This is a genomic window from Streptomyces sp. OfavH-34-F, from assembly GCF_022347745.1.
GTDB lineage: Bacteria > Actinomycetota > Actinomycetes > Streptomycetales > Streptomycetaceae > Streptomyces.
Window position 1 is genome coordinate 45,206 of record NZ_JAKRGC010000006.1, and the last position, 21,585, is coordinate 66,790.

The 21,585-nt window shown below is 67.8% G+C and carries 19 protein-coding genes; 17 read left to right on the plus strand and 2 right to left on the minus strand.

The genetic code is table 11. The features are described 5' to 3' along the window. Nucleotides 1-188 precede the first annotated feature (188 nt). From MHW47_RS02655 to MHW47_RS02665, 3 genes are all read left to right on the plus strand, one after another. Nucleotides 189-2,240 carry an APC family permease gene (locus MHW47_RS02655; protein WP_239220942.1) on the plus strand — a complete coding sequence of 684 codons (2,052 nt, stop codon included), beginning with the start codon at nt 189-191 and terminating at the stop codon, nt 2,238-2,240. Between the two features lie 105 nt (nt 2,241-2,345). After that, complete coding sequence (locus MHW47_RS02660) at nt 2,346-3,692, plus strand: class I SAM-dependent RNA methyltransferase (RefSeq protein ID WP_239220943.1); 1,347 nt, start codon at nt 2,346-2,348, stop codon at nt 3,690-3,692. A 158-nt stretch (nt 3,693-3,850) separates the two neighbouring features. After that, nucleotides 3,851-4,683, plus strand: a protein-coding gene (locus tag MHW47_RS02665; RefSeq protein WP_374230045.1) for an IS5 family transposase whose coding sequence is annotated in 2 segments (ribosomal slippage) — nt 3,851-4,193 and nt 4,193-4,683 — 834 coding nt in all. Because the reading frame shifts where the segments join, the coding sequence is not laid out codon by codon here. 160 nt (nt 4,684-4,843) lie between these two features. On the opposite strand, the gene MHW47_RS02670 is transcribed toward MHW47_RS02665, so the two are convergent. Continuing rightward, nucleotides 4,844-5,281, minus strand: coding sequence for a very short patch repair endonuclease (locus tag MHW47_RS02670; RefSeq protein ID WP_239220944.1), 438 nt, complete (start codon nt 5,279-5,281; stop codon nt 4,844-4,846). Between the two features lie 1,002 nt (nt 5,282-6,283). Between MHW47_RS02670 and MHW47_RS02675 the strand changes: the two genes are divergently transcribed. From MHW47_RS02675 to MHW47_RS02685, 3 genes are all read left to right on the plus strand, one after another. Next, a complete protein-coding gene (locus MHW47_RS02675; protein WP_239220945.1) occupies nt 6,284-9,691 on the plus strand; it encodes a glycosyltransferase in 3,408 nt (1,135 codons plus the stop codon). Nucleotides 9,692-9,803: 112 nt separating this feature from the next. Further along, entirely contained in the window at nt 9,804-10,652 is an 849-nt protein-coding gene (locus MHW47_RS02680; RefSeq protein ID WP_239220946.1) for an IS5 family transposase, read from the plus strand. Further along, nucleotides 10,649-11,044, plus strand: coding sequence for a hypothetical protein (locus MHW47_RS02685; RefSeq protein WP_239220947.1), 396 nt, complete (start codon nt 10,649-10,651; stop codon nt 11,042-11,044). The genes MHW47_RS02680 and MHW47_RS02685 overlap by 4 nt, the downstream gene beginning before the upstream one ends. 74 nt (nt 11,045-11,118) lie before the next feature. Here MHW47_RS02685 and MHW47_RS02690 read toward each other — a convergent pair whose 3' ends face one another. Further along, nucleotides 11,119-11,583, minus strand: coding sequence for a hypothetical protein (locus MHW47_RS02690; RefSeq protein WP_239220948.1), 465 nt, complete (start codon nt 11,581-11,583; stop codon nt 11,119-11,121). Nucleotides 11,584-11,881: 298 nt separating this feature from the next. Between MHW47_RS02690 and MHW47_RS02695 the strand changes: the two genes are divergently transcribed. From MHW47_RS02695 to MHW47_RS02745, 11 genes are all read left to right on the plus strand, one after another. Further along, a complete protein-coding gene (locus MHW47_RS02695) occupies nt 11,882-13,942 on the plus strand; it encodes a GNAT family N-acetyltransferase (protein WP_239220949.1) in 2,061 nt (686 codons plus the stop codon). A gap of 17 nt (nt 13,943-13,959) precedes the next feature. Next, nucleotides 13,960-14,421, plus strand: a complete 462-nt coding sequence (locus MHW47_RS02700) for an ASCH domain-containing protein (RefSeq protein ID WP_239220970.1) — start codon at nt 13,960-13,962, stop codon at nt 14,419-14,421. A 300-nt stretch (nt 14,422-14,721) separates the two neighbouring features. Further along, nucleotides 14,722-15,381: an HAD-IA family hydrolase gene (locus MHW47_RS02705; RefSeq protein WP_239220950.1), complete on the plus strand. Its 660-nt coding sequence runs from the start codon at nt 14,722-14,724 to the stop codon at nt 15,379-15,381. 90 nt (nt 15,382-15,471) lie between these two features. Next, nucleotides 15,472-16,674: a helix-turn-helix domain-containing protein gene (locus MHW47_RS02710; RefSeq protein ID WP_239220951.1), complete on the plus strand. Its 1,203-nt coding sequence runs from the start codon at nt 15,472-15,474 to the stop codon at nt 16,672-16,674. Nucleotides 16,675-16,868: 194 nt separating this feature from the next. Next, the gene (locus MHW47_RS02715; protein WP_239220952.1) at nt 16,869-17,315 is read left to right on the plus strand and encodes a recombinase family protein; all 447 of its coding nucleotides are present in this window, start codon (nt 16,869-16,871) and stop codon (nt 17,313-17,315) included. After that, nucleotides 17,312-17,506 (plus strand): hypothetical protein, encoded by a 195-nt coding sequence (locus MHW47_RS02720; protein WP_239220953.1) that lies wholly within the window; start codon nt 17,312-17,314, stop codon nt 17,504-17,506. Before MHW47_RS02715 ends, MHW47_RS02720 begins: the two co-directional genes overlap by 4 nt. Before the next feature lie 65 nt (nt 17,507-17,571). Next, nucleotides 17,572-18,459 carry a glycosyltransferase gene (locus tag MHW47_RS02725; protein WP_239220954.1) on the plus strand — a complete coding sequence of 296 codons (888 nt, stop codon included), beginning with the start codon at nt 17,572-17,574 and terminating at the stop codon, nt 18,457-18,459. Continuing rightward, entirely contained in the window at nt 18,456-19,334 is an 879-nt protein-coding gene (locus MHW47_RS02730) for an aminoglycoside phosphotransferase family protein (protein ID WP_239220955.1), read from the plus strand. Before MHW47_RS02725 ends, MHW47_RS02730 begins: the two co-directional genes overlap by 4 nt. Then, the gene (locus tag MHW47_RS02735; RefSeq protein WP_239220956.1) at nt 19,334-20,065 is read left to right on the plus strand and encodes a glycosyltransferase; all 732 of its coding nucleotides are present in this window, start codon (nt 19,334-19,336) and stop codon (nt 20,063-20,065) included. Before MHW47_RS02730 ends, MHW47_RS02735 begins: the two co-directional genes overlap by 1 nt. After that, the gene (locus MHW47_RS02740) at nt 20,062-20,976 is read left to right on the plus strand and encodes a PIG-L deacetylase family protein (RefSeq protein WP_239220957.1); all 915 of its coding nucleotides are present in this window, start codon (nt 20,062-20,064) and stop codon (nt 20,974-20,976) included. Before MHW47_RS02735 ends, MHW47_RS02740 begins: the two co-directional genes overlap by 4 nt. Beyond that, nucleotides 20,970-21,584: an AAA family ATPase gene (locus MHW47_RS02745; protein WP_239220958.1), complete on the plus strand. Its 615-nt coding sequence runs from the start codon at nt 20,970-20,972 to the stop codon at nt 21,582-21,584. The genes MHW47_RS02740 and MHW47_RS02745 overlap by 7 nt, the downstream gene beginning before the upstream one ends. Nucleotide 21,585 lies beyond the last annotated feature (1 nt).

Consider the following 21,585-nt stretch of genomic DNA (forward strand, 5'->3'; position numbering starts at 1 on the left):
GTGGCCCCCCGCGCGGCGGCCGGGGCCGCGCCGAAGTGGCCCGGACCACTCGCGACCCCTCCTGCGGCGGGCGCGGCGCAAGGATTGCGTTAAGGATTCCGCGTCGTTTCCGGCCGAGCGCAGGAGATTGGCGGGCCACGCCCGTCAGGCGGGGGCGGGCCCCATACGGAACCCTTACGATCCTCAGCGTGTCCAAACTGACCGACGTGCCCAAACGGATCCTGATCGGGCGGGCCCTGCGCAGCGACAAGCTGGGGGAGACGCTCCTCCCCAAGCGCATCGCCCTCCCCGTCTTCGCGTCCGACCCGCTGTCCTCGGTGGCGTACGCACCCGGAGAAGTTCTTCTGGTGCTGTCCATCGCGGGCGTGTCGGCGTACCACTTCAGTCCCTGGATCGCCGTCGCGGTCGTCGTCCTGATGTTCACGGTCGTCGCCTCCTACCGGCAGAACGTGCACGCCTACCCCAGCGGCGGCGGCGACTACGAGGTCGCCACCACCAACCTGGGGCCCAAGGCCGGGCTCACCGTCGCCAGCGCCCTGCTCGTCGACTACGTCCTCACCGTCGCCGTGTCGATCTCCTCCGGCGTGGAGAACCTGGGCTCCGCCGTCCCGTTCGTCGTCGAGCACAAGACGGGGTGCGCGGTCGCGGCCATCGTCCTGCTGACCCTGATGAACCTGCGCGGGGTCAAGGAGTCCGGCAAGCTCTTCGCCATCCCCACGTACCTCTTCGTGGCCGGCGTCTTCGTCATGCTGCTGTGGGGTGCCTTCCGCGGGCTCGTCCTCGGCGACACCATGCACGCCCCCACCTCCGCGTACACCATCAAGGCCGAGCACCAGGGCCTGGCCGGCTTCGCGCTCGTCTTCCTGCTGCTGCGCGCCTTCTCCTCCGGCTGTGCGGCGCTCACCGGGGTCGAGGCGATCAGCAACGGCGTACCCGCGTTCCGCAAGCCGAAGAGCAAGAACGCGGCGACCACGCTGGCGATGATGGGCCTGCTGGCCGTCACCATGTTCTGCGGCATCATCGCGCTGGCCATGGCCACCGACGTCAAGATGGCCGAGAACCCGGCGAAGGACCTGATCAGCGACGGCCGGCCGGTCGGCTCCGGCTTCGTCCAGGATCCGGTCATCTCGCAGGTCGCGGCCGCCGTCTTCGGCGACGGCACGTTCTTCTTCGTGATCCTCGCCGCCGCGACCGCCCTCGTCCTCTTCCTGGCCGCGAACACCGCGTACAACGGCTTCCCGCTGCTCGGCTCGATCCTCGCCCAGGACCGCTACCTGCCGCGCCAGCTGCACACCCGCGGCGACCGGCTCGCCTTCTCCAACGGCATCGTGCTGCTGGCCGGCGCCGCGATCGCGCTCGTGGTCGTCTACGGCGCCGACTCGACCCGGCTCATCCAGCTGTACATCGTCGGCGTGTTCGTCTCCTTCACGCTCAGCCAGACGGGCATGGTCCGGCACTGGAACCGCCATCTCGCCGTGGAGAAGGACCAGGGCAAGCGCCGGCGCATGATCCGCTCCCGCGCGATCAACACCTTCGGCGCCTTCTTCACCGGTCTGGTGCTCGTCGTCGTCCTCGCCACCAAGTTCACCCACGGAGCCTGGGTGGCGCTGCTCGGCATGGTGATCTTCTACGGCACGATGACCGCGATCCGGAAGCACTACGACCGGGTCGCCGAGGAGATCGCCGCCGACGAGACGTCCCCGGACGAGTCCATCCGCCCCTCGCGGGTCCACGCCATCGTGCTCGTCTCCAAGCTCCACCGCCCCACCCTGCGTGCCCTGGCCTACGCCAAGCTGATCCGCACGGACCATCTGGAGGCGCTCTCCATCAGCGTGGACCCGGCCGAGACGAAGGCCCTGCGGGAGGACTGGGAGCGGCGCGGCATCAACGTACCGCTGAAGATCCTTGACTCGCCGTACCGCGAGGTGACCCGCCCGGTCATCGAGTACGTCAAGGGCCTGCGCCGGGAGAGCCCGCGCGACGTCGTGAGCGTGTACATCCCGGAGTACGTCGTCGGCCACTGGTACGAGCACCTGCTGCACAACCAGAGCGCCCTCAGGCTCAAGGGCCGGCTGCTCTTCACGCCCGGTGTGATGGTCACCTCGGTCCCGTACCAGCTGGAGTCCTCCGAGGTGGCCAAGAAGCGCGCCCGCAAGCGCGCCGACTGGACCGCTCCGGGCTCGGTCCGCCGGGGCCCGGTGGAGCGCCGCCACTCCAAGGAGCCGTCGGGCAAGGGCTGAGGCGGGGGAGCCGTCCGTGGTCGGCGGCCCGGCCGCACCCACGTAGACTCGTAGGTTGTCGTCCGGCCGCCGGCCATCCCCTTCCCTCCCTGGAGCCATCCCCTCATGCAGAACGAATCCACGTCGCCGCAGACCGGGGAGACACAGCCGGAGTCGCTGGTCGGACGGGAGTACGAGGTCGAGGTCGGCCCGGTCGCGCACGGCGGCCACTGCATCGCGCGCACCGACGAGGGCCGGGTCCTCTTCGTCCGCCACACGCTCCCCGGCGAGAAGGTCGTCGCCCGGATCACCGACGGCTCCGCGGACTCGCGCTTCCTGCGCGCCGACGCGGTGGAGATCATCGAGGCGTCCAAGGACCGGGTGCCGGCCCCCTGCCCCTTCGCCGGCCCCGGCAAGTGCGGCGGCTGCGACTGGCAGCACGCCAAGCCGGGCGCCCAGCGCCGCCTCAAGGGCGAGGTCATCGCCGAACAGCTCCAGCGCCTCGCGGGCCTCACCCCCGAGGAGGCCGGCTGGGACGGCACGGTCATGCCGGCCGAGGGCGACAAGCTCCCGGCGGGCGAGGTGCCCGCCTGGCGGACCCGCGTCCAGTACGCCGTCGACGCCGACGGCCGCGTCGGCCTGCGCAAGCACCGCTCGCACGACGTCGAGATCATCGACCACTGCATGATCGCCGCGCCCGGCGTCTCCGAGCTGGGCGTCGAGCAGCAGGACTGGCCGCAGATGGCGACGGTCGAGGCGATCGCCGCCACCGGCTCCCACGACCGCCAGGTCATCCTCACCCCCCGCCCGGGCGGCCGCCTCCCCCTCGTCGAACTCGACAAGCCGGTCTCCGTCCTGCGCGTCGACGAACGCGACGGCGGCGTGCACCGCGTCCACGGCCGCGCCTTCGTCCGCGAACGCGCCGACGACCGCACGTACCGCGTCGGCTCCGGCGGCTTCTGGCAGGTCCACCCCAAGGCTGCGGACACCCTGGTCCGCGCGGTCATGCAGGGCCTCCTGCCCCGCAAGAACGACACCGCCCTCGACCTCTACTGCGGCGTCGGCCTCTTCGCCGGCGCGATCGGCCAGCGCATCGGCGAGAAGGGCGCGGTGCTCGGCATCGAGTCCGGCAAGCGCGCGGTCGAGGACGCCCGGCACAACCTCCGCGACCTGGACCGCGTCCGCATCGAACACGGCAAGGTCGAGCAGGTCCTGCCCCGCACCGGCATCACCGAGTGCGACCTCATCGTCCTGGACCCGCCCCGCGCGGGCGCCGGCAAGTCCACGGTGAAGCAACTGGCCGCCCTGGGCGCCCGCCGCATCGCGTATGTCGCCTGCGACCCGGCGGCCCTGGCCCGCGACATCTCGTACTTCGCGGAGGGCGGGTACCGGGTGCGGACACTGCGGGCGTTCGACTTGTTCCCGATGACGCATCACGTGGAGTGCGTGGCGATCCTGGAGCCGGCGAAGTAGGGCGGCTAGCCTGGGGGTTCGCGGGTGGGCTTTATGTGTGGGGTGGACGTTACGGGCGATGTCTTGACGCTGAGATGACGCTCGTAACGCTCGTTCTGGTGGGGTGTCAGACCAGGGCTAGGCCGTGTCCGCAAAGTCGATCGCTCGTTACTCCGTTCGTGGTGCGTCGACATGAACTGACCGATGAGTCGTGGGCGTTGATCGCTCCGTTGCTGGCGGCGGGCCGGATGGGCAGACCGGTGCGGGACCGGCGCCAGGTGGTCAACGGGATCCTGTGGAAGCTGTCCACCGGGGCCGCCTGGCGTGACCTGCCCGAACGCTACGGCCCGTGGAAGACGGTCTACGAACGCTTCCGCCGCTGGTCCGCCGACGGCACCTGGGACCGCCTCCTGGCCCACGTCCAGCAGCACTGTGACGCTGTCGGACAGGTCGACTGGACGATCGTGTGTGTCGACTCCACCACGGTGCGGGCCCACCAGCACGCGGCCGGGGCCCGAAAAGGGGGCCCTGGGAAGGCGAGGCGCTCGGCCGGTCGCGCGGCGGGCTGACCAGCAAGATCCACCTGGCCTGCGACGGTCGGGGACGCCCCCTAACCTTCACTCTGACCGGCGGGAACGGCAACGACTGCACCCAGTTCGAACCGGTCATGGACCGCATCCGGATCACCCGGCCGGGGCCGGGCAGGCCCCGGACCCGGCCCGAGCGGGTGGTGGCGGACAAGGGCTACTCGGCCCGCAGGATCCGCGCCTACCTGCGTCGGCGCGGGATCGCCGCGACGATTCCCGAGCGGATCGACCAGACCAACGGGCGCCTGCGCCGCGGCGAAAGTCTCTGCCGGCTCGATCGGACCGCCTACCGGCGGCGCAACGTCGTCGAGCGCTGCTTCAGCCGGCTCAAACAGAACCGGGCCCTGGCCACTCGCTACGACAAACGAGCCGCCCACTACCAAGCAATGGTCACCCTCGCCTGCCTCCAACTCTGGCTCCCATGACTTTGCGGACACGGCCTAGGTCGCTCAGCTCGTTCCCCTCCCCGTCCTGCTGACTACACAAGGCGTCTTCTCTGTCCACTGCGTGGCGCTGTGCGTTGTGGCGGCTCCCTTACGGCTGAGAGCCCTGTCCCGCGTGTGTTCGGATGCCGCACGTGCTCCTCTACGAGCCCTCGGGCGCCCGTTCCGACACGGGCGACCAGGTGCTGATGGCCAGGGCGCGGGGATGCCCCCGGGTGGCGAGCGCCGCCGCCACCCGCTCGACCGCGTCGTCGACGGTCTCGTGTTCCCGGATGCGGAGGGGCAGCCAACCGATCAGCGCGAGGTGGGCATCGGTCTCCTCGTCGCGGCGGGCGTTTCCCCGAAGCTTCTGCCGCCACCATTCCGAGTTGTGTCGGGGCATATGCAGGTGACTCGGGCAGGCGTGCCAGAAGCAGCCCTGTACGAACACGGCGGTGCGCCACTTCGTGAACGTGCCGTCGGCGCGACGACGCGGCATGCCGACGATCGGCAGGTCCACGCGGTAGCGGAAGCCCAATGAGTGCAGAGCCCGGCGAAGCGCAAGCTCCGGACCGGTGTCCCGGCTTCGCTGCGCTACCATGACCCTCCGCGCGTTGGCATCGCGAGGCGCCGACGTCCCCCTGCGGCGTTCCTGAATTCTCACGTCTGATCAACCATCGGGGTGCCTCGCCATTACGGGCGTCGTACCGGTGATCCGCCCGGGCCGTTCACGATCGCCGCTCATGCTGCGACCGAACTCGGCAGCGTGTTCCTTCCCGGTTTCACCGAGGGGTTGTGGGCAGCGGTCGGACGCGATTGTGCGACGGACAGGCCTCAGGAGCCGGATAGCAGCGCCGTGACCGTGGATTGAACGAGTTGGGCCGCCGCGAGGACGCTGGGGATGGCTCCGGGCCGACCTCGCTGCAGATCAGGGGTGGACACAGAGGGGTGTCATCTTCAGGCCGAATCGAGTGCTTGGGAACGGTCGGCGGCCGCTCCTGAACTTCCTCCGAAGCGTGGGAGCCGGACACGCGGTCCCACGTGCCGGCTGTGCCGCTTCTCTGATTGTCATTGAGGAACTGTGCGTAACCGAAGAAAGCTTTCCGTCTTGCTCTTCGTAGGACTCGCCCTGCGGCCAAGTGCTTAGAAGGCACCTGGTGGGTGGGGGTGTGGGGTGGCTCTGACCTGCACCAGCGGACATGGTCGTCGGCGTCGCGCGAAAACTTTGAGCGTTTTCGGGACGGCGGGGCTGTCAGCGGCTGGGGCTAGCGTGCGGCGCATAGGAGCGGGGACGGCGCTACGGGCGAATGCAGACGGACGTGTTGTCTTGACACCGGCGAAAGCCAGTGAGCCAGCGGCCGACGGGATGTTCGAGCTGCTCGCCTGGGGCTTGGGCAAGGGCGACGTCATGAGATGGCGTGTCTTCTCCGGGGCGCCGCATCCTGCCTGAAGACATTGCCCCTGACGAGACGCCGCTGCTCGGCTCCACTCTGTCGGCCAAGCACCGTTGTGAGCTCGATCGACGGTTTTGATCCGGCGGCGGCGAACCCATGACGCCCCTCCGGCGTTGAACGTACGATCGGACCGGATGTGAGGGGGGCCCATGGACATCAGCCAGCTGCGCAATCCGTACGACTTCCGCAACCCCGTGCGCGACGACGCAATCTTCTCCGGTCGCAAACAGGAGACGCAGGCTATCCGGCACGAGTTCAGTCTGGCATCGGTCGGCAGACCCTCGGTGTGCGTGGTCCTACACGGGCCGCGCGCCGCAGGCAAGACCAGTTTGCTGAATGCAGCTGATCGGATGGCGCGTGATCGAGGGTTCACCACTGTGCGCGTGGACCTGATCGAGGGTGACGGCGGCCCCTCCATCTTTTACCGCAAGGTCTATGAAGAGCTACTGATCGCCGTTGCCGATGCGCTACGGGCTCTGGGCAGAGACATACCGTTCGAGCTGGCAGTGGTGCGCAGAATCATGGCCGGGGTAGTCATGGCCGGACCCGACGACAAGCTTGCCTTCCCAGAGGCCATGGCTCTGGCGAAGAAGCGCGGCGATGACCACGTTCCGGAAGCGGCGCTGCGGGCTGATATTGGCCTGTTCTTGGAGCTCCTCGGACATCCGATCGCTCTGCTCGTCGACGAGGCGCAGGTCATGGCTGCGGACACCCGAGTGTTGTCCATCTTGAGGTTTCTGACCAGCCGGGTCGACGGGCTAGTGGTGGTGCTGGCCGGCACGTCAGGGCTGGTGGAGCAGATCAGGTCCGTCCACTCCCAGATCCTGCGTCAGTTCAAAGAGGTGGAGGTTAAGCGGTTCGCTAATCACGAAGACGTTTGGGACTGTGTGCTACAGCCTCTCAATGCGTTGGGCCCGCACCCAATCAGAGTGAGGCGTGGTGTGGTGCAGGAGCTCATGCAGCTCACGGATGGCAATCCGTACGAGATCCAGTTGTATTGCCACGCGATGTTTGCTCGGATGCAACTGGTCGGGGCCGAGCTGTTGGAGCTGACTCCGGAAGTGCTCGAAGCGATCCGCTCACAGCTGGAGACAGGCCGGGACCTGATGGATCGTCCGTTGATCCGAGCCGTGCGGGCGATGTCCACGACGGATCTGGTGGCGTTCGCCATCCTCACCTCGGCACTTGGTCGCGCCACAGCTGACCAGGCATGGTTCGCCCACGTCATCGCCGACGATCCACAAATCAGTCGAGAGGCGTACGACAATTGTCACAGATCGTTCGTTAATCAGGGTCTTCTCGCACCCGACGAGATCATCACGTTCGCCGTCGAGACGGAACTCCTCGATGAAATTTACGTACGCGTCTACACAGTCAGTCGGGTGCAGCGTGATCCACACGGCCAGTTCACCGGGCGCGGAGGTACCCGGTCCCTATTTGTGAACCGCGTTCTGGGGCTACTGCACAGATTTGAAAGACAGGGCCCTCTGCGGATCATGCCCACGTGTTGCTACATGATGAAGTTGGCTACCGTGGAGAAGAACTTTGCGGCGCTTGAGATATTGCCTGAGGAGGGGCCGGACGCCACGCCTACGATCGACCTCGTACACAAGGCGGTGCTTGAAGCAGGGGAGCCAGCGGCACTGGATCTTACGAGCGTAACTTGTCAGCTAGGCGAATTGGCCGTGGAGCGTTGGTTGTTCTCGTCAGATGTCGACGACATTGATCTCGCGAGTCTTCCTGAATTCGTTCAGGCTGCAGATCGGATAGCCCGGTATGGGGGCAAACTAGAGACGGACCGGGTCCGTATTCCACTGCGCACATGGCCAGCCGAGGAATGGTTTGGTCGGGCGACAGGGCGGCTGAGGTCAGACCTAGCCCACAACCACCGGCACGCCGCTTTCGACGCGTATGAAGGGGGGGATCGTGACAGGGCCCTACGACACTTCAAGGCGGCGTACGATTTGTCGCCAGCGTGGGAATATGCGAACAGTATCACTCATGTATGCCTTGCCTCCGGTGCTGTCGACGAGGGGTTGAAATGGTCGTCTATCGCGCTAGAGCTCGCTTCGATTCCAGCGAATCGGGCTCTTAGCGCTTATAACATGGCTATCGCTCACCTCGTGAGCCGCACCCCTGCAGTAGCGAGGCGATCGCTTGATCGGGCGGCTGAGGATCTGGCGAGCCTGGAGGTGCGCGAGTACCCGACCGGGTATCTGATGGTGCCGGACGTTGGCGACCCCACCAAGATCCGGGAAGAGCTCGGTGTCGACCTTTACGCGGCGGTGGATCGGGTTCGGAAGTCGATGGGGCCTGAGGGCACGGAAGAGCCAACGGCTGCGGACTCCTCTGGTCAATGTGCGCCTGTCGTGCTCGCCGTTGCCACGGAGTGGGCCTCCTCCCATGGGGGTCTGAGTACCCTCAATCGGGAAATGTGCTGCGCACTGGCGCGGGCGGGTGCCGAGGTGTATTGCATTGTTCTCTCTGCCACGCCAGAGGAATTGGCATTTGCTGCGGCGGCTGGTGTGACCCTTCTTCCCGCGCCATCTGTTGCTGGGGAGTCGGACGATATGAGACTGTCTGGTCGTCCGGCCCTGCTGGTTGATAAGACGCCGGATTTGATCGTTGGACACAGCAGAATCACCGGATTCGCCGCACGGCGGCTTGCTGACGCGTTCTATCCCCAGGCCCGCCGACTGCACTTCGTACACATGGCACCCGACGAGATTGAGTGGCATAAGCCTGGTCGTGAAACGGACGCGGGGCTGCGCGCGTCGGAACGGACGGAGATCGAGCGCGGTCTAGGCAAAGATGCGTACAGGGTCGTTGCGATCGGCCCTCGGCTACACGACCAGTTCCTGACGGAGTTCACCAGTGCGCCGCTGGCGCCGCTGCGGATGGACCCCGGCTTTGACGTTGCCGTCGACTGTGTCGGAACGCGGACACCGCCCGCAGGGCAACCTCTGCGCGTACTGCTGCTTGGCCGTACCGAGGACGCAGAGCTCAAGGGGGTGCAGTTGGCGGCTGCGGCTTGCGGCAAGGTTGACAAATGGCAGCAGCAGGTCGGTGAGCACCGGGTGCGACTCGTCGTCCGTGGCGCCCAGCCAGGCACCGGAGAGAAAGAGCGCGAGGCGATATCTGCGCTCTCCGGAAATGCGGACCTTCAGGTGGTGGTGCGGGAATACACCTCCAAGGAGGAAGCGATCGAGCATGACCTGGATACAGCCAGTATGGTTCTTATGCCTTCAAGGTCTGAGGGTTTTGGCCTGGTCGGGTTGGAGGCGATTGTCCGGGGTGTTCCTGTGCTGATCACTTCTGCAAGCGGTCTGGGGCAGCTGTTGCGTGAGACTTCGAGACAAATGGCGAATCGGTTCGTGGTTCCGGTTACCGGGGATGTGAGTAGGGATACCGACACGTGGGCGCGAGCCATCGAACGTATCTTGCGCGATCGCGAGAGTGCCTTCCAGCACGTCGCTGACCTACGTGACCTGCTTGCGCAGAAGATCACTTGGGCTGCGGCTGCCGATACGGTCCTCTCCCAAGCGGCCTTTCGCTGACGGCTCTGAGTGGGCGGTTCGTGAGTTTTTGAGTTGATCTGCTGTCGCCTGATGGTGTGGCGGTGGGGCGGAATCTGCCGGTCCGCGGTTGGTGATCTGGTGATGTGACCGGGTGAGTGAACGCAAGCCGTATCCGAGTGACTTATCGGACGAGCAGTGGTCGTTGATCGAGCCGGTGATCACCGCGTGGAAGGACCGGCATCGCTCGGTCAGCGGCCACCAGGGCGCCTACGACATGCGGGAGATCGTGAACGCGATCCTCTACCAGGGGCGGACCGGCTGCCAGTGGGCCTTTCTCCCGCACGACCTGCCGCAGAAGAGCGCGACGTACTACTACTTCGCCGCCTGGCGTGACGACGGGACCGACCAGGTCATCCATGAACTCCTGCGCTGCCAGGTCCGTGAACGCGCCCGGCGATTAGAGGACCCGACCCTGGTGGACCTGGACACCCAGAGTGTCCACGTGGCCGCCGGGGTTCCCGCCTCCACGAGCGGCCACGATCCGGCCAAGCGGGTGCCCGGCCGCAAACGGGGTCTTGCCGTGGATGTCCTCGGCCTGGTCATCGCGGTCGTCGTCCTCGCCGCGAACACCCACGACAACGCCGCGGGCATCCTCCTGCTCGACCAGGTCGCCGAGCACGCAGGCGGAACCGTCCGCAAAGCCCTGGTCGACCAGGGCTTCAAGAACCAGGTCGTCGCACACGGCGCTGGCCTGGGCATCGACGTCGAGATCGTCGAACGCAAACCGCAGGTCAAGGGGTTCGTGCCACAGCCCAAGCGGTGGAGGGTCGAGCAGACCTACAGGATCCTGATACTGCACCGGCGCCTGTTCCGCGACTACGAGCACCGCCCCTCCTCCTCCGCCTCCCGCGTCTACTGGGCGATGACCCACGTCATGACCCGACGCCTCACCGGCGCGAACGCCCCCACCTGGCGCGAGACGCAGGCGGTGGCAGCGTGAACATCCAGCCCCTGCTCGACGCCCTGGACCTCCAGGAAGACGCCGCTCGGGGCCTGGCCGACGACCTCCGCGCACAGATCGACGACCTGCAGACCCGACTGCGGGAGGCCGAGACGCACCTGGAGCACCTCGCGATCACCCGCACAACCGTCACCGGCCTCGCCGACCGGCTCCCGGCCGTCGCGCCGGCCCTGCCCGAGCACCCGGACTACCCCCGCATCCTCGCCGCCGTCAACCACACGACCGGACCGCTACGAGCCAAGGACGTCTGCGAAGTCCTCGGCCACGAAGTGCTGCCGAAGAACGTCGAAGGCACCCGCGCCAAGCTGAAACGCCTGGTCAAACTCGGGATCCTCACCGAGGCCGACGCTGGCAACTTCGCCAGGAAGTAATAGCCGACAGCACCTCCACCAGCGACCTTGCTCCAACTGCAGCCGGAAACAGACATCACCTCACGAACCGCCCGCTAAGGCAGGTGAGGGTACCGATCCAGCGTCTTCCTGCACAGTTCGAGGTGGCCCCAGATGTCGCCCTTGTTCTTGCAGCGGGCTGCCCCGAAGTGGTGCCGGAACCAGTCTCGGCGATCTCGCGGCGTACTCGCTCGATGCGTGTCTCGAACCCGGCGAACATTGCGGAGAGGCATCTTGCGCGTGTCGAAACCGTCGCGGGGATGCTCGCGGTGCAGCTTCTGATCGATGAGCCACTCCATCGGACTGCGTCCACGCTTCCAGTCATTGCAGGGCTTGCATGCCGGGAGGAACTTCCACCACACGTCGGCGCCATTGCCGGCCACGGGTTGCTCTTGATCAAGGGTCGTTGACGGCTTGACAGCGCAGTAGGTGCACAAGCCTTCGTTCGCGGTGAGGCTCAACAGCCAGACGTACGTGGCCTGCTTCGTTCGACTGCCCCGGGGCACGGTAGCGTCCGCCATAGGCTTCTCCTTGTGTTGCTCCTCTGAGGGCGGCACGCTACTCGACGCCACTGGCAATGGGTGTCTGGGTGGGCACGCAGGGTGAAGGGGGGCGACAGGAACCTGATTTTGACGCCTCGGTACCGATGGCCCGGGCTGAACCTCATCGTCTGCTCGGTGGCGTTGCGTCAGTGGCATGTAGTGGCGGGGAGGCGCCGCAAGATTCCCGCCATCAGCCGGTTTTGCTCAATCGGTGGCTTGGCCTTTCCAGTTTGGGCAGTATGCGCTTGGGGCGGTGATCGAACGGGAGGGGACACGGATGGCGATCGAGGTGCTGCCGGTGACGGGAGAGCAGTCGGACTTGCTCAGCGTCGCCATTGCCCTGGGTGACCGATACACGAAGCGCCTGGGGCTGCTCACCCCACCCGCGTACCGCAAGTACGCCGAGGACGGCGGGCTGTTGGTCGCGCTGGAAGGTGATGAACTTGTCGGGTATGCGCTCTTCGGGTTGCCCAAACGCAGCCAGCATGTCCGTCTCGTGCATCTCTGCGTGGCCGAGGAGCACCGAGGGAAGGGCATTGCGCGGCGCTTGATCGCGGAGCTGCGCAGCAGGCAAGGGCATCGGCTCGGCATTCGGGCCAGGTGCCGACGGGACTACGGGCTCAGCCCCATGTGGAGCGGCCTCGGTTTCGTTCCGAAGGGTGAGGGCATTGGCCGTGGCGAGGACAAGGAGCCTCTTGACACCTGGTGGCTCGACCTTGGTCATGATGACCTGTTCACCGAGGTGCGAAGCGACGCCCTGCTGGTCGTGACTGTCGACCACAGCGTCTTCTCCGGACTGCGGGGCGAGGGTGCTGAGCGGGCTGTCGAGGAGTCGAAGGCCCTTGAAGCTGGCTGGCTAGCGGACCTGATCGAGCTGACATACACACCGCAGCTCCTTCTTGATGTGCACGAGATCGAGAACCGTGAGGCGAGACAGCGTCAGCGCAACGGTTTGCCCCAGCTTCGAGCGGCGTCGCCTGACGGGGCGGCGGTATCGGTTCGTCAGCAGGAGATGCTTGCAGCCCTGAGCAAAGAACTGCCGGAATTGCTGATCGACGGCAAGATGCGTGCTCGACTGCGCTACGTGGCCGAGACTTCCTGCGCCGGGCTGCAGGTGTTGGTGACGCGCGATCCCGAGTTGGAGGGGCTGGCTGATATCGCTTGGGATGTGGCGCGCGTTCGGGTGGTGTCGCCGGCCATGGTGACACTTCATGTGGACGAGCTCCGCCAAGCCCAGGTGTACCGTCCGGCGGATCTCATGGGGACAGCCTTCTCGATGGAGGAAGTCGCATCCGGGAGTGAAGGTGAGCTGGTCGCCTTCTTCGAGCAGACGGGCGGCGACACAGGAACCGCCTTCGTGGAGCGATTGAAGGCGCTCGGCGCGGATGGCGTGCTGTGGCGAAGAGAGCTGCTTCGGGACGGCGACGGGCATCCGGTGGCCCTCTATGCCTGGGCGATGGATGGTCGCACGTTGAACGTCGCCATCCTGCGCACTGCTTCCCATCCATTGGAGGAGACGCTTGCCCGGCAGTTGCTCTTCATGCTCAAGCGGCTGGGGCGAGATCGAGGCGCGCAGATCGTGCGCATTGCTGATCCCTTTCTCTCCACAGCCGCCAGGTCTGCTCTGGGTGCCGACGGATTCACCGAGGACGAACGCGGCTTCGCGGCACTCATCGTCGATCTCTGCGGGCCGGCTGAGGCCGTTTCGGAGGCGGCAGGAGAGATTGCCGCACGTGCTGGCCGTACGGCGCCGCGTTTGGATGCTCGTGCTTCACCGGAAGTCGTAAGCGTAGCTGAGCGAGCCTGGTGGCCTGCGAAACTCATCGACACCGCCCTTCCTTCCTTCGTCGTTCCTGTTCGGCCTCTTTGGTCCACAGAGCTGTTCAACGTGCCGGCCATGCTCGTGCCGCGTGACGACGTGCTCGGGATCAGCCGTGAGCACGTCTACTACCGGTCTGCTGGTCATCGTGGGGAGAGCGTTCCTAGCAGAGTCCTTTGGTACGTCAGTCGGGGGACTGCTGGGCAGCAAGGGATGATGGCCGTCGGCTGCTCGCGGCTGGACGAGGTGATAGTCGATGACCCTGACTCCCTCTTCTCGCGATTCGAACACCTGGGCGTATATGGTCGTGCTGACGTGCGTGCGCAAGCCGAACCGACGGGCAAGGTGATGGCGTTGAGGTTCTCGGACACGGAGATCTTCCCTGCGCAGGTGACGCGCTCGCGATTGACCTCGTTGGCTAAGGGCTTGGGGCTAACGTGGAAGACGCCGATGTCGATGATGAAGATCGACAGCGCGCTGTTCCAGGCCGTGTACGAAGAGGGGCACCGAAAGACGTGAGCGATCCGGAGCGAGCGATGTTGCTGTCCGTCCACCCGCGGTTTGCCACGGCGATCCTGGCTGGAACCAAGACGATCGAGGTGCGCCGTCAGCGCGTCGCAGCCCCACCTGGAACTCCTGTGCTCCTCTACGCGACCGCGCCCACAATGGCCATCGTGGGCATGGCTCGGATCGCCTCCGTGCAGGTGGCTTCGCCACGTGAGGTGTGGTCGGCGAGCCGTGCGAGTGCAGGTATCAGTCGCCGAGACTATGACGAATATATGAGCGGGGCGACCCGCGCCAGCGGCCTCTCGCTAGAGGCACCTGTCACCTTCCAGGACCCCGTTCCGCTGTCTGCGCTGCGGGCGGCAGGGCCCTTTCACCCGCCTCAGAGCTACAGGTACTTGACCGATGAGGACCTTCGCAGGCTGTCTGAAGCGGCGCCGGACAAGGATGCCTCCACCCTGCACGAGGCACTGGTGGACCGGGTGCCTTCTTAACTGACGCGAAGGTCACGTGACGTGATTGGGAGCTCGGCCGGACGGCACCGAGACCGGTGACTTCTTGGGGCCAGGCAAGGAAACGGTACCTTCTGGCTCGGGCTCGGCGTGTGTCGCGGATCCGTGCGGGCGGAGACAAGCTGAGGGAGGTGCTCGTGGGTGAGAGCCTCTGCCCAACGGCTGCCGGGCAGACGGCGGGCAGTTGGTCCAGGGTTAGGTGACTTCTCCCCGTGTGCTCTGACCGGTGGATGCGCGGTAGCGTCCCCGTATGAGTCCGATCTCGAAAGGGGCGAACGCCGGATGGTGCGCGGGGGCAGGGCTGACGGGGACGGGCAGCTGGGGTTGATCCTGGATTTCGCGGGGGTGCTCACCGCTAGCCCCATCGAGGTCCACCGGGCCTGGTGCGTGTCTGAAGGGCTTGAACCCGGGGCGTGGCGGGCGACGCTCAACGATCATCCGGAAGGTCGGCGGCTGTACTCGGCGCTGGAGATCGGGGAGATCGGGCAGGCCGAGTGGAACGAGGGCACGGCCGCTCTCCTTGGTGAGCACGTGGACCCCGTGAACTTGATGGGGCGGGCCTGGGCCGACGTCCCGCCGGCGCGTCGGATGATCGCGCTCGCCCGGGCTGCGCGGGCTGCCGGGCATCGTCTCGCGCTGTTGTCGAACAGCTTTGGGCTCGATCCGTTCAACCCTTATGAGCACATGGGCATATGGGACCTCTTCGACGTGCATATCGTGTCCGAGCTCGAGGGGTTGGCGAAGCCGGACCCGGCTATCTACCGGCTCGCGCTGGAGAGGATCGGGCTGCCTGCCGAGCGGTGCGTGTTCGTGGACGACCATGAGGTGAACCTGCCGCCGGCTGCCGAGTTGGGCATCACGACCGTTCATGCCACCGACGAAGACAGGGTTGTGGCAGAACTGGAGGCTCTTCTCGGCGTCACGGCTGTGCTCACTGTCTGAGTGTCAACTGCCCGCAGGTGGAAGGCTGTCCACCGCACCACTTCTGTGAGTACTGTCCGTGTGGGGCCCATCACGCGGAGGTTCTGGAGCATGCAGTGGTCGGAGTACACCACCGCTGAGCGCTTGAAGGCGCTGCGCGGCGGCATGACACAGGAGCAGTTGGCGGAGGCGGCCGGCGTGTCCGTCGGAGTGGTGCGCAAGCTCGAACGCGGCGGGACGGCTTCCTTGCCGTCCTTGCTGTCGATCGCAGACGCGCTCGGCACGGACATCGCCGTACTCCTCGGGCAGCAGGCGCCACGGCGGTCCATGGACCGTGACGAGCGGGCTGCCTTACGTCTGGTCTCCGCAGCCACGCACGATGCGGCCATCGGCATCCCCGCAGAGGTCGAGCCGGGCACCATCGAAGAGCTCCGCGCCGTCGTCCGTCGTGCGGACGCCGCGTACTGGGGAGGCCGGTACACCGAGCTCGGCACTCTCCTCGGGCGACTCCTTCCCGAGGCGCGGGCCAGGTTCGACATGGCCGGCCTCGATGAACGGGAGGCCGCTGCGGGCGTCTTGACCGACACCTTTCAGACGGCGGGCATGGCCGCCAACGTGCTCGGATCACGCGATCTGGCTTATGCGGCGCTGACGTACGGACGCCAGATCGCCGTGCAGGGCGGAGATGATCTCCGTGACGCGCACCTTGCCGCCACCACCGCGTGGGTCAACCTCCGCGACGGCCGGACCAAGCAGGGCTTCCTCCTTGCCGCAGCACAAGCCGACCGGATCGAGCCCAAGATGAGCGAGCACGACCCGGACCGGCTGAGCGTGTACGGGCAGCTCGTCACGAACGCCGCCGTCGCCGCGTCCCGGGGCGGTGCGAGCTCGGACAACGCCCGCGAATACCTCTCCCAGGCGCACGCCGTCGCCGCCCGAATCGGGGGCGAACATGCCCGTGGCGCGCACGCCCAGCCGTACGGACCGATGTACGCCGCAACGCAGGCCATGAGCATCGCCGTGGCCCTCGGCGATATGGCTGGAGCGCTGCGGCTGATGGACACTGTTCGCCTGGACGCCACGGTGCCCCTGGCTACCCGGGCCCGATACGGCCTGGACGTAGCGCTCACCCAGGTCGGATGCCGACGGTGGGAGGCCGCAGCCGACACCCTCCAGTCCGTCTGCGCGATGGCCCCGGGATGGGTGCGTCACCAGATGCTTCCCGGCGTCATCATCAGCCGACTTGCTGGGGTTTCCGTCAACCGACTGCGAGGACTGGCGGACTCCGCGGGCGTACCCCTCGGCGTGCGTTGACCTACGAGCCGAAGTACCACGGTCCGTAGTAGGTATGGGCGCGCCATCAGCGCGACTGCTACGGGGCGTGGCACACCTTCGGGTGCCCCTGCTTCCGCTGCCACGCGGCGTGGCGGTCCGGCCGGACGCGGAGTCTCTCCGCTGCGACGGTGCGTGCCTGGGCCCCAACGCCGCAGCCCAGCAGCCTTGTGGGTATGCCGATCAACCCGCCCGGCGGCCTCGGGCACGTGCCCGTCGCCGTCTACTCCTGCGCCACCACCTCCACCGCCCTCGGTGAGAGCGAGGAGCGTGGCCGCTGCTACGCCGACGCCCGGCACTGGCACGTCGCCGGCGTCTGGTCCGACCCCGCTCCGTCGCTGCCGCTCATGGAGCGGCCGGGCTGGCGGGCCGTCACGGCCGCCCTGTCCGCCGGAATGATCCGCGGTGTCGTCGTCAGCGGTCTGACGCACGTCGCTGCCGACGCCGCCCAGTTCGCGGCTCTCGGTGTTCTCCTCCGTGACCGGGGCGGGTTCCTCGCCGACGGCTCGAGCGGCACCCCGCCCCGTCGAACCCCCGACCAGGCCCGTCGGCGCCGCGGCATCGGGGACGCGGCCTCCGGCTGGTTCACGCAGACAGACGCGTACGAGGGGGACGACTTGTGAGCGCCCAGCACGCCTGGGTCGGCGACCTCGTCCGGGACGGCGACGGCCGACGGTCGATCGTCACCGACGTCCACGTCGGCCGCACTGTGTGGGTTCTGCGACCGCCGACCGGCGGTGGCCCCCACTGGGAGACCGACGACCCCGACAGCCTCGAACTCCTCACCCGTTCCGAAGCCCGGGACAGCTGGTGAGCACCTGCGCTCACTGCCGACTCCTCCGTCACGCCCGTGCACCACGCCTGAAAGGCGAAGTCCTCGTGTACGCATTCGGCCTCTGTATCGACCAGCAGTACCTCGTCCCCGGCCTCGCCGCCCTCGCCGGCCTGGCCGACAGCCTCGCCCCGGCGGCCCGCCGCGAAGCTGCCGTACGGGTGCTCACCCTCGACCTGACCCGGTCGCAGGCGCTCCTCCTCGCCGACCTCGCCAAGCGGGTTGGCTTCGGCTCCTTCGACCTCCGTCGACGCGCCCCTCTGCGCTCCTCGCGCATGGCAGACGCCTCGTACATCACCGTCACCACCTATCTCCGGTTCGAGTTCACGCCGAGCTTCGTCCGCCGTCCCTACCTGATCTATGTGGACGCCGACGTACTCGTGCGCGGAGACGTGAGCGAGCCGCTCGGCTGCCTCGCGCCGGAGGAGACGGGCGCCGTGCGGGACGAGTTCAACCTAGCCGTAGGCGAGTGTCCGGCACTGCCCGGAGCCGCCGCCCGCTGGCCCCATCTGCGCGGACGTCCGTACTTCAACGCGGGCGTGCTCTGGACCCACACCGACCACATGCCCCGCATCCGCCGAGGCGTCGAGCAGGCCCTGATCCACGCCTGGCGCCACATCCTCCACAACGACCAGGACGCCCTGAACCTGTGGCTTCTGCGATCCGGCCGAGTGCGCCCGGTGGCCGGCGTTTTCAACCGGTTCGAGGTCGGCCGATTCCTGGAACGCGGGAACTGGGTGCACCGGGTCGTCACACGGTCGCCGAAGCCCGATCCGGCTGCCGCCCTCGTGCACTTCGTCGGCCCCGAGAAGCCATGGCAGGCCACCTGCCCCGTCACGGAGGAAGTCGTCGAATACCGACGGCACCTGACGGGTGCCATGAGGCAGGTCCGCCGACTGGGCGCCGTCGGCGTGGAACCGGCGGGTGTGCGGTGACCGGGGCCGTCCCGGCCGTCGTCTCGCGTGCCGCCCTCGCCCTGATCGGGGTACCGGCCCGCACCGCCCGCCGGCTGTCCGCGCGTACGCACACCGTCGTGTACCGGGCTGGCCTGGCCGACGGACGCGGTGTCGTGATCAAGCTGTACGCGGCGACCGCACGCCGCAACGCGATCACGGAGAGCGCTGCCATCCGGGCCGTGGCCGATCACGTCCCCGTACCGGCCCTCATCGGATACGGGCGCGTTCCAGGCCACGAGGCGACCGCCCTCATCACCGCCGATCTTGGCCCGCTCACCCTCGGCAGCGCCATGCGCTCCGGCCGGATCTCCGACGGGCGAGCTCTGAAAGACCTGGCCGGCCTGCTAGGCCGCCTGCACCGGGCCCCCGTCCGGCCGACGGCCCCGCGCCGGCCGCTCCACGAGCAGGTCACCTCACTGGGCCGCCGCTGCCCGCCCGGCAGCCTCGACCGCATCGCGCCCGCGCTGGCCGCCATCGCCGACGCGGTCCACACGGAGCCCGTGTGGTGCCACGGCGACCTGCATGGCGACAACGTCGTCATCGCAGGCCCCCGAGCCATTCCCCACCTGGTCGACTTCACCGACGCCGCGGCCGGCCCCCGTGAATCCGACGTCGCACAGACCCTCGTCATGACCGACGCCCTCTCGACTCTCCGGGCCCGCACGGTCACCGACGCCTACCCCCTTGCCCTCGATCACCACCTGTTGGGCGCCTGGGTCGTCCTCCACACTCTGCGCTCCTGGGCGCATTCCTCGCCCGGTGACGACCGCGCCTTGTGGGCCCGCCGCCTGGACGACGTCAGCCGACGGACGCCGCACCTTTTCCGTACGCGCCGCCCGGAAAGGACGCGCTGATGAGCACCCCCGCCCTGTCGGTAGTGATCCCGGCCTTCAACGAGGCCGCCTACCTGCCCCGCTACCTGCCCTCCGTCCTCGCCTCACTCACCCGCTGGGAGGAGATCACCGGCCGTGCGGGAGAGGTGGTCGTCGTCGACAACGCCAGCACCGACGCCACCGCCGACATGGCCTCCTCCTTCGGCGTCCGCGTCGTCACCGAGTCCGTCCGCAACATCGGCCGGGTCCGCAACACGGGAGCGGCAGCCGCCCGCAGCGGCCGGCTCTTCTTCACCGACGCGGACGTGGCTCTGCCCCTGGAGGCGGTCACTGCTGCTGCTGTCGCTATGGACGCCGGGGCCGTCGGCGGTGCCATCCCGCCGCTCTACACCCCGGAACGGCTCGGCGCCCGCCTGCTGTGCGCGTACTGGGACCACTACCGCACCCGGCGCGGCGGGGCCCAGGGCGTCAACCAGTTCTGCACCGCCGACGCCTTCCACCACGTCGGTGGGTACCGGGACGACCTGTTCATGAGCGAGGACGTGGAGTTCTTCGCCCGCCTCACCGCCCACGGCCAGGCCACCGACCGGCCCGTGACCATCCTCGACGAACTGCGCGTGCGCCCGTCGACCCGCCGCTACGACCAGTGGTCAAGCCTGCGGATGCTCTGGTGGCAGAACCCCGTGACCGCCCGCCTGCGCCTCCGGTCGCCCCGCATGTGGCGCCACTGGTACGAGACGACCGTGCGATGACGAAGGAGACTCCTGTGCAGCCCCAGCCCTTGGACGACCTGCCAGTGCCGGACGGGCATGGCATCTACACCTTCCCCGACGACCTCCACCGCGCCCACCAGACGCACACCCAGCAACTCGCCGCCCGCCACCGGAACCACGACCACCGCGTCCTGGAGGTGACCGCGCCCCACACCCGCGTCCCGTACTACATCGAGGCGCGCACCCCCGCCGACCGCCCGGTCCTCGCCATCGAACCCCATCACGACGACTTCGCCCTCTCGGCCTCGGGCACCTTCCTCGCCCGCCCCCGACCGCTGACCGTGGTCACCGTCTTCACCCGGTCCCGGAGCGTGCACCCCGCCCTGGAGGTCACCTACGCCGACGTCGACACCGTGTCCGAGCTGCGCGACCGGGAGGGGGCCGCCGCGCTCGCGCCGTTCGCCACCCGCCGACGCCTCCTCGGCCACGAGGACGCCGAGCCGCCGTACCGTCCCTACGACCCACAGGTGCTTGACCGGGTCACCGAGGAGCTCGGTCGGATCGCCGCGGCCCACCCCGGCGCCGAACTCCTCGCGCCCGCCGCCGTCACCCGTCACCCCGACCACCTCCTCGTCCATGAGGCCGCCGTTCGCCTCGGCTGCACCTGGTTCTGGGAGGACCTCGCGTTCTGGTCGACGTACGCGCTCGCCGGCTGCGACCAACACCTGTTCCGTGCACGTACGGGGGCGACGATGCGGCCCGAGCTGGTCGACATCACCGACGTCGTCCTGGACAAGGTCACTGTCCTGAGGATGCACGGCTCGCAGATGCACCCGGCCCGGAAGATGTACCGGCCGATCCGGCACGCCTTCACCACGGCGGCCGACCTCGGCGATGGCACGGGACTCTACGCCGAGCGCTTCTACCGGACGGAGGAGACGACGTGCTGATCATCGCCCTGGAGGGGCCCTCCTACGCCGGCAAGTCCACGGCGATACGCCACCTCCGCCGCACCGCCCTCGGCTCGCGGGCATTCGTCTCGGACTGCTACGTCAGGCACATTGCCCTCCGCGACGACATCCCTCCGGCCCGGACCGACTCGGCCGCTGCCCAACTCGACGCCTTCGAGAGGTTCATGGAGATCGAGGCGACCCGCCTCGCCGAGGCCGCCGCGAGCGGCAGGCAGCTTGTCATCCTCGACCGCTCCGTGGACACCCTCCTCGCCCACGCGTACGCCCTGGACGCCCTGTTCGGGTACGGCGTGCGCCACCAGCTCCACCATCGGCTCAAGACGCTCCCGTTCCTGCGCCCTGATCACACCCTCTACCTCGACGTACCGGCCGAGACGCTCCACCTCCGCCGCAAGACCGCCGGCCACACCACTGCCAAGTCCGAGTACTTCCTCCATGAGCCGCGCTTCCTCCGCCACGCCCGCGACTACTTCGTCCACACGCCCCGTCGGCCCGTGACACGAGAGCTCACGGTCCTGGCCGCCGACGCCGGGCCAGCCGATGTAGCCCGGGCCGTGGAAGCCCTCGTCACCTTCTGGGCAAGGTGAC